The sequence below is a fragment of the Actinocorallia lasiicapitis genome, from assembly GCF_054778695.1.
Map to the genome: position 1 here is coordinate 1 of NZ_BAAGZI010000332.1, position 6691 is coordinate 6691.

Here is a 6691-nt window from a genome sequence, read left to right on the forward strand (position 1 = left end):
GCCCCCAGTGGTACTCCCCCGGCTTGGCCCACACGCCGCAGTCGCATCGCGCGTCCTTGCGGCCCGCCGTCGCGTCGCACACCTCGGCGACGTCGGCGACCGCGATCACGGCGCCCAGCGCGGCGAGTGGATCGCCCGGGTCCCAGCCCGCGGCCCGTACCTGCGGCAACGCACAGGAGTCCAGATCGACGCGCATCGAGGCATGGATGAGGACCGTTCCACGGAATCCGGTTCCCGCCTCCTGGTTGGAGAGGGTCCGGTGCCCGCGCGCGATGGCCCACGCGTAGGGCTGCCTCACGCTGATCGCCTGCATCCGTCAACCTCCCCAGGGCGCCTGACACCCATCTTGACTCAGCCGCGTTCCCGTCACCTGCCCGCCTTAGCCCGGAGTATGAAGCTTCTCCCTGGTTAATCAACCCCTACCGTCAGGTAAACCTCCCACGCCCGCCACCCACACTCCGTTACACGCCCCCACAAACCACACCGTTGTCATTCATCCCGACATTTCCCAACACAACAGTCAGGACGGCCCGGCTCCACGAAGGTCAGGACTAGGGTGCTGGGATGAGTGAGCCGGTCGTGACGATCCATACCGACGGCGGGTGCACGCCCAATCCCGGGGCCGGGGGGTGGGGCGCGGTGCTGCGGTACGGCGGGCACGTGCGGGAGATGCACGGAGGCGAGCCGGAGACGACCAACAACCGGATGGAGCTGATGGCGGCCATCCGGGCCCTGGAGGCGTTGACTCGGCCGTCCTCGGTGCGGCTGGTGACCGACAGCACCTATGTGCGTCAGGGCGTGCTGCAGTGGATGGCGAAGTGGAAGCGGAACGGCTGGATGACCACCGACAGGAAGCCGGTGAAGAACGCCGATCTGTGGGTGCGGCTGGAAGCGGCCTGCGCACGGCACGAGGTCGTGTGGGAATGGGTCAAGGGGCACGCCGGGGTCCCCGACAACGAGCGGGCCGACCAGCTCGCCACACTGGGCTGCCAGGAGGTCAAGGCCGGAGCGCCCGGCTAGAACCCGCCGGCTGGGACCCGCCGGTCAGAGCTCGCCGGTGAGGTCGCGCAGCTCGTCGTCCACGTCGGCGGCCGCGCCGCGCAGCAGGGCGCCGGGCACCGCGCCCGGATGGTGGTGGCCGCGGAACATCACATAGGTGCCGACTTCCGAAGTCCGGACGCTGATCCGCTGGTAGATGCCCAGATCGATCTCGTCGATCATCTGGAGGTCGGTGGCGTCGCAGATCCCGAACTCGACGGGGGTGTCGAGCCCGTCCGGCGACTGGTCGGCCAGCGCGGTCAGCATCTCGATCGTCTCGCGGAGCGTCGGCATGTCCCCATTCTTCCCCATGACGCTTCCCCATGACGCGCGAAGCCGCCGCTCCCCCTCGCGGGAGAACGGCGGCCCGTGGTGTCGCGTGGGGCTCGCGGCCTACTTGGCCAAGAGGCTGCGCAGCACGTACTGCATGATGCCGCCGTGGCGGTAGTAGTCGGCCTCACCGGGGGTGTCGATGCGGACGACGGCCTCGAACGACTTGTCGCCGGCCTTGACGGTGACGGTCTTCGGGGTGGTGCCCTCGTTGAGCTTCTCGACGCCGATGATCTCGAAGGTCTCGGTGCCGGTCAGGCCCAGCGAGTCCGCCGACTGGCCTTCGGGGAACTGCAGCGGCAGGACGCCCATGCCGATGAGGTTGGAGCGGTGGATGCGCTCGTAGGACTCGGCGATGACGGCCTTGACGCCCAGCAGCGCGGTGCCCTTGGCCGCCCAGTCGCGGGAGGAGCCGGAACCGTACTCCTTGCCGGCCAGGACGACCAGCGGGATGCCGGCGGCCTGGTAGTTGGCGCAGGCGTCGTAGATGAACGACTGCGGGCCGCCCTCGACGGTGAAGTCACGGGTGTAGCCGCCCTCGACGTTGTCGAGGAGCTGGTTGCGGAGCCGGATGTTCGCGAACGTGCCGCGGATCATGACCTCGTGGTTGCCGCGGCGCGAGCCGTAGCTGTTGAAGTCCTTGACCGCGACGCCGTTGGCCTCGAGGTACTCGGCGGCCGGGGTGCCGACCTTGATGTTGCCGGCCGGGGAGATGTGGTCGGTGGTCACCGAGTCGCCGAGCTTGGCCATGACGCGCGCGCCGTGGATGTCGGTGACGGGCGCCGGGTTCTCGGGCATTCCGTCGAAGTAGGGGGCCTTGCGCACGTAGGTGCTGTTGGGGTCCCACTCGAAGGTGTTGCCGGTCGGGATGGCGAGGTTCTGCCAGCGGGAGTCGCCGGCGAAGACGTCGGCGTAGTCCTTGACGAACAGGTCCTGCGAGATCGACGACTCGACGATCGCGGCGACCTCCTCCTGCGACGGCCAGATGTCGCGCAGGTAGACGGGGCCGTCGGTGCCCACGCCGATCGGGTCGTTGAGGATGTCGATGTCCATGGTGCCGGCGAGCGCGTAGGCGATGACCAGCGGCGGCGAGGCCAGGTAGTTCATCTTGACGTCGGGGCTGATGCGGCCCTCGAAGTTGCGGTTGCCGGACAGGACCGCGGTGACGGCCAGGTCGTTGTCGTTGACGGCCTTGGAGATCTCCGGCTGGAGCGGGCCGGTGTTGCCGATGCAGGTGGTGCAGCCGTAGCCGACCAGGTTGTAGCCGAGCTTGTCGAGGTAGGGGGTGAGGCCCGCGCGCTCGTAGTAGCCGGTGACGACCTGGGAGCCGGGCGCCATGGAGGTCTTCACCCACGGCTTGCGGGTCAGGCCCAGTTCGACGGCCTTCTTCGCCAGCAGACCCGCGCCGATCATGACGTACGGGTTGGAGGTGTTGGTGCAGGAGGTGATGGCCGCGACGGTGACGGCGCCGTGGTCGAGTTCGAAGCTGGTGCCGTCCGCGAGGGTCACGGCGACCTTCTTGTGCGGGCGGGCGTCGCCCTCGCCGGGGACGGCCGGGGAGTCGGAGGCCGGGAAGGACTCCTCGCCGGCCTCGTCGGCGTCCTTGACGTAGTTGCGGACGTCGCGGCGCCAGGTCTCCTTGGCCTTGGAGACCTCGATGCGGTCCTGCGGGCGCTTCGGCCCGGAGATCGACGGGACGACCGTCGCCAGGTCGAGCTCGAGGTGCTCGGAGAAGTCGGGCTCGGCGGCCGGGTCGAGCCAGAGGCCCTGCTCCTTGGCGTAGGCCTCGACGAGCGCGATCTGCTCGTCGGACCGGCCGGTGAGGCGCAGGTACTTGGTGGTCTCGCCATCGATCGGGAAGATCGCGCAGGTGGAGCCGAACTCGGGGCTCATGTTGCCGATGGTGGCGCGGTTGGCCAGCGGCAGGGCCGCGACGCCGGCGCCGTAGAACTCGACGAACTTGCCGACGACGCCGTGCTTGCGCAGCATCTCGGTGATCGTGAGGACCAGGTCGGTGGCGGTGCAGCCGGAGGGCAGCTGGCCGGTCAGCTTGAAGCCGACGACCCGCGGGATCAGCATGGAGATCGGCTGGCCGAGCATCGCGGCCTCGGCCTCGATGCCGCCGACGCCCCAGCCCAGGACGCCGATGCCGTTCTCCATCGTGGTGTGGGAGTCGGTGCCGACGCAGGTGTCGGGGTAGGCGACGCCGCCCCGGTCGAACACGACGCGCGCCAGGTGCTCGATGTTGACCTGGTGGACGATGCCGGTGCCGGGCGGGACGACCTTGAACTCGTCGAACGCGGTCTGGCCCCAGCGCAGGAACTGGTAGCGCTCGTTGTTCCGCTCGTACTCGACGGCCACGTTCAGGCCGAACGCCTCGGGGGTGCCGAAGTGGTCGACGATGACGGAGTGGTCGATGACCATCTCGGCCGGAGCCAGCGGGTTGATCTTCGAGGCGTCGCCGCCGAGGTCGCGGACGGCCTCGCGCATGGTGGCGAGGTCGACGACGCAGGGCACGCCGGTGAAGTCCTGCATGATCACGCGGGCGGGCGTGAACTGGATCTCCTGCGACGGCTGGGCGCTGGGGTCCCAGTTGGCGATCGCGTTGATGTGGTCGGCGGTGACGTTCGCGCCGTCTTCCGTACGCAGCAGGTTCTCGAGGAGGACCTTCAGGCTGTAGGGAAGCCGCGCGGAGTTCTCGACGGCGTCAAGCCGGAAAATCTCGTAGCTCTTCTCGCCTACAGTCAGCTCGCTCTTGCTGCCGAAGCTGTTCGCGGACACGGTCCGTCCTCCTCGTCAAGCGCCGGGTCTGTGGATCGGCCCGGCGTGCTCTACCTGTTGTTTTCCACTGTGCGCGGCTCAATCCTGCCCTAGTCCGAATCCCGGTCCGAACTAAGGTTCGCCTAACTTCCGCAGGATTTCTCTCGACGTCAAGCTATCCATTATTTGTCTTGACATCAAGTTACTCATCCGTACCGCGAAGGCGGCCCGGAAACCCCTGTGGAATCGGGGAACCCGGGGTTGACTTCGACCGTTCTCGATATATCGTCAAGATATCGAGAACGATCTGAGAGAGGTCACCATGGGTCGGCGACACGGGTGGGGGCACCAGCACGGTGGTCCTGGTCCTGAATTCCTGTTCGGGCTCGGCGGCGGTCCCCGTCCGCCGTTCGGCAAGTTCGGCTTCGGGCCTCCGCCGCCCAAGGCCAAGCGGGGCGACGTGCGGACGGCGATCCTGTTCCTCCTCGCCGAGGGGCCGCACAACGGCTACCAGATCATCCAGACGGTCGAGGAGCGCAGCGGCGGAGCCTGGCGGCCCAGCCCCGGAGCCGTCTACCCGGCGCTCCAGCAGCTCACCGACGAGGGCCTGATCATCGGCGACGAGGCCGACGGCCGGAAGACCTTCACCCTCACCGAGGCCGGGCGCGCGTACGTCACGGCGACCCCGCCGCGCGCGCCCTGGGCGGAACCGGACGACGCCGACTCCGACTGGGGCGACGTCGGCGCGGTGTTCAAGGAGGCCGCGCAGCTCGGCACGGCGCTCGTCCAGGTCGTCCAGGCGGGCTCGCCCGAGCAGATCGCCGAGGCGCGCCGTGTGGTCGCGGCGACCCGCAAGCGGCTCTACACGATCCTCGCCGGCGAGGAGGACGAGTGAACGCCCGCGACCAGCGCCGCCTCTACCGGCAGCAGGCCTGGCTGGCGGCGAACCAGTGGCTGCCCAAGCAGCCGTCCGACCCCGATCTGCGGATCGGCGACACCGAGCGCACCGCCGCCACCGAGGCGCTCCAGCAGCACTACGCCGAGGGCAGGCTCGACGCCGACGAGCTCGAGGAGCGCCTCGACGCCACGCTGTCCGCCAAGACCGAGGGGGAGCTCCGCGCCGTCCTGCGGGACCTGCCGGGCCCGCATCCGTGGGACACCGCCGCCCAGCTCCACAAGCACCACTCCCGGCATCCGCGGCCGCGCGGCCACCACCTTCCGCACCGGGGCGCGGGCTTTCTGAAGGCCCCGCTGCTGTTCTTCCTGGTGGTGATCCTGCCGGTCTCCTTCATCTTCCACATTCCGTGGCTGATCGGGGTCGGCTTCCGCGTCCTGCTGGTCCTGTGGATCGCCGGCATGGTCTTCGGCTACGTCCATCGGCGCCGCCACCGCTGAGTCCGGGAACAGCGCAAAGGGCGGCCCTGCTGATGTGGGCCGCCCTTTCCGTCGTGGAAGCTAGCGGAGGGCCGCCGCTTCGGCGGCGAGCTTCTCGACACGGGCCCAGTCGCCCGCCTTGACGGCGTCGTCGGGCGTGAGCCAGGTGCCGCCGACACAGCCGATGTTGGGCAGCGACAGGTAGTCGGGGGCCGTGTCGAGGGTGATGCCGCCGGTCGGGCAGAAGGTGATCTGCGGGAGCGGGCCGCCCAGCGACTTGAGGTAGGGCGCGCCGCCCGCGGCCTTCGCGGGGAAGAACTTCATGGCGGTGACGCCGTGCTCCATCAGCGCCATCGCCTCGGACGCGGTGGCGACGCCCGGCAGGAACGGCAGGCCCGAGTCGGTCATCGCGGCGCGCAGGCCGTCGGTGCAGCCGGGGCTGACCAGGAACCGGGAGCCGGCGGCCGCCGCGTCGGCCACGGTCCGCGCCGAGACGATCGTGCCGGCGCCGACGACCGCGTCGGGGACCTCGGCGGCGATCCGCCGGATCGACACCAGGGCGGCCTCGGTGCGCAGGGTCACCTCGATGACGGGCAGCCCGCCGGCGACCAGCGCCCGGGCCAGCGGCACCGCGCTCTCGACGTCGTGGAGCACCACGACCGGCACGACCGCGCCCAGCGCCATCAGCTCTTCAGCCCGCATCAGATTCTTCCTCTTTCACATGATTCTTCGGCCGGTGGCCCCGCGCCTGCTTGCGTGCACCCCGCGGGGCCGCGGCTTCCCGGCCCACCACCGGTACCGCCGCGGCCCCTCAGGGCTCTTCTCCCACCGGACGGCTGTGGGCCGTCCCGATCCGAGCGCCTGGCCGGGCGCTCGGACCCCTGGACGCGCGAGGCGTCCAGCGTCACTCCCCGTGCGGCGCGGCGCGGGGCCCCTCCGCCCCGTGCCCCGCCGCACGGGAAACCACACCCCGCGCAGTGGCCACTCCAGGCCCCTCCGCCCTTCGTGACCGCCGCGCGGGACGGTTACCGCCCGCACGGAACCTTCGGGCCCCTCCGCCCCCGGATCCGTGCGGGAAGATCTCAGAAGACCCGGGCGCCCTGCTCGGCGGGGCCGACCGCGGTGCGGAAGGCGCCGAACAGGTCGCGGCCGGTGCCGGACCACTCCCGGGCCGTGGGGGCCCGGCCCG

The 6691-nt window shown here is 70.1% G+C and carries 7 protein-coding genes; 3 read left to right on the forward strand and 4 right to left on the reverse strand.

Features of this window, described 5'->3' with window-relative positions:
- Window positions 1–313, reverse strand: a 313-nt coding sequence (locus ACYVE7_RS26550; RefSeq protein WP_460368265.1) for an ASCH domain-containing protein, incomplete at its 3' end; no start/stop codon positions are given.
- A gap of 251 nt (window positions 314–564) precedes the next feature.
- Between ACYVE7_RS26550 and rnhA the strand changes: the two genes are divergently transcribed.
- Window positions 565–1020 (forward strand): ribonuclease HI, encoded by a 456-nt coding sequence (gene rnhA / locus ACYVE7_RS26555; protein WP_460368267.1) that lies wholly within the window; start codon window positions 565–567, stop codon window positions 1018–1020.
- 24 nt (window positions 1021–1044) lie between these two features.
- Here rnhA and ACYVE7_RS26560 read toward each other — a convergent pair whose 3' ends face one another.
- Together ACYVE7_RS26560 and acnA are read right to left on the reverse strand one after the other, a co-directional pair.
- A complete protein-coding gene (locus ACYVE7_RS26560; RefSeq protein WP_460368268.1) occupies window positions 1045–1350 on the reverse strand; it encodes a hypothetical protein in 306 nt (101 codons plus the stop codon).
- Between the two features lie 81 nt (window positions 1351–1431).
- Complete coding sequence (acnA, locus tag ACYVE7_RS26565; RefSeq protein ID WP_460368269.1) at window positions 1432–4149, reverse strand: aconitate hydratase AcnA; 2718 nt, start codon at window positions 4147–4149, stop codon at window positions 1432–1434.
- A 301-nt stretch (window positions 4150–4450) separates the two neighbouring features.
- Between acnA and ACYVE7_RS26570 the strand changes: the two genes are divergently transcribed.
- Both ACYVE7_RS26570 and ACYVE7_RS26575 read left to right on the forward strand, forming a co-directional pair.
- Window positions 4451–5023, forward strand: a complete 573-nt coding sequence (locus tag ACYVE7_RS26570) for a PadR family transcriptional regulator (protein ID WP_460368270.1) — start codon at window positions 4451–4453, stop codon at window positions 5021–5023.
- Window positions 5020–5523, forward strand: a complete 504-nt coding sequence (locus tag ACYVE7_RS26575; protein WP_460368272.1) for a DUF1707 SHOCT-like domain-containing protein — start codon at window positions 5020–5022, stop codon at window positions 5521–5523. The genes ACYVE7_RS26570 and ACYVE7_RS26575 overlap by 4 nt, the downstream gene beginning before the upstream one ends.
- Window positions 5524–5583: 60 nt before the next feature.
- Here ACYVE7_RS26575 and eda read toward each other — a convergent pair whose 3' ends face one another.
- Window positions 5584–6204: a bifunctional 4-hydroxy-2-oxoglutarate aldolase/2-dehydro-3-deoxy-phosphogluconate aldolase gene (gene eda, locus ACYVE7_RS26580; protein ID WP_460368273.1), complete on the reverse strand. Its 621-nt coding sequence runs from the start codon at window positions 6202–6204 to the stop codon at window positions 5584–5586.
- Window positions 6205–6691: the final 487 nt, after the last annotated feature.